Below are 1,097 nucleotides of genomic sequence, written 5' to 3' on the forward strand. Positions count from 1 at the left end.
CGGGTCTTGCGCTTCTTGATCTGGTATTCGGCTTCGGAGAAGGTGATCTGATCCATGGCAACAATGAATTCTTTGCGGTTGACGAAGGCCGTATTATCGCTGATTTCGAGACTTATTCAGAGTCTCCCTATAAAAGATGTGACGATTTTAAGACTATTGAAGAATGGGGTAGAGCCTTGGCAAACCTTTGGGAATCTTGAGGCATGGCAACCCAAAGAAGTTCGAAACGGCGTAGTCAAACCATATGCGCCGCTATACAGAAACTAAATTAGAGATAAAAGACAATGTACAGACTGTTAGGGATGTCGCTTGTTACCGTTTTAGCCGGATGCAGTGCCGGCCCAACGATCCCAATGGACCCCTATGAAGATGGGTTGACACAACGGTGTGTCTCAAATCTTCCCGAAGAATTGCAGGAAGATTCGGATAAGAAGACCGACTGTAGATTGTCGGCTATTTTTAACGTGCACCTAGCGTCCAGAATTTATGAAACGATGGCAGAAGAGCAAAAATCAGAGTGTGAGCAGGAATATGTTGTAGCGAAGAAAGCAGAGGCGTGTTACAGGGAGAAGCAGAAGGAGTTTTTCGATGACTGGATGAACAATCTCCATCCTTCGTAAATTTCAATAGCATCCGGGTTTTTGTGTCAGCTTAAATAGCTGATCTGAAAAGACCTTCCCCCAATTGTTACAATGTATTTTTCAAGGCATGAGAGTTCATGAAAAGTAAAACTATTTTGTTTTCAATGTTGTTGGTTCTCTCTGGCTGCGCCAGCTCACCGTATACCTATTACGTCAAGCCAACGCCCATAGAGAAGGGCGTCACTAAATATAAACTGGAAAGCGTTCACGTAAATCTTCGCGAAGGGCATGGCGCAATAGATGGCGACACTACATTTTCCTCACAAGAGGAGCTCACTCAGGAATTTACGGGTGCGTTGGAAAAGGCACTCGATGCAAATCATCTTGCAGAGGGGAGGGGGTCAGGTGTTGAAATGTTAATTAGCAGTGTATAGATTGCCCTCATGCCAAGACCTCAACGCCTGGAATATGAGGGCGCCTTCTACCATGTCATGAATCGTGGCCGCCGTCGGCAGA

Annotated in this window: 3 protein-coding genes; all 3 read left to right on the forward strand. The window is 45.6% G+C overall.

Going from position 1 to position 1,097, the window contains the following annotated elements; genetic code table 11:
- On the forward strand, nt 1–200 hold a 200-nt coding region (locus EZI54_RS24705; RefSeq protein ID WP_165495873.1), incomplete at its 5' end, for a hypothetical protein.
- A 102-nt stretch (nt 201–302) separates the two neighbouring features.
- Entirely contained in the window at nt 303–620 is a 318-nt protein-coding gene (locus tag EZI54_RS23830) for a hypothetical protein (RefSeq protein WP_131484331.1), read from the forward strand.
- 98 nt (nt 621–718) lie between these two features.
- Complete coding sequence (locus tag EZI54_RS23835; protein WP_131484332.1) at nt 719–1,015, forward strand: YajG family lipoprotein; 297 nt, start codon at nt 719–721, stop codon at nt 1,013–1,015.
- Nucleotides 1,016–1,097 lie beyond the last annotated feature (82 nt).

Source organism: Marinobacter halodurans, from assembly GCF_004327985.1.
Taxonomy (GTDB): domain Bacteria; phylum Pseudomonadota; class Gammaproteobacteria; order Pseudomonadales; family Oleiphilaceae; genus Marinobacter_A; species Marinobacter_A halodurans.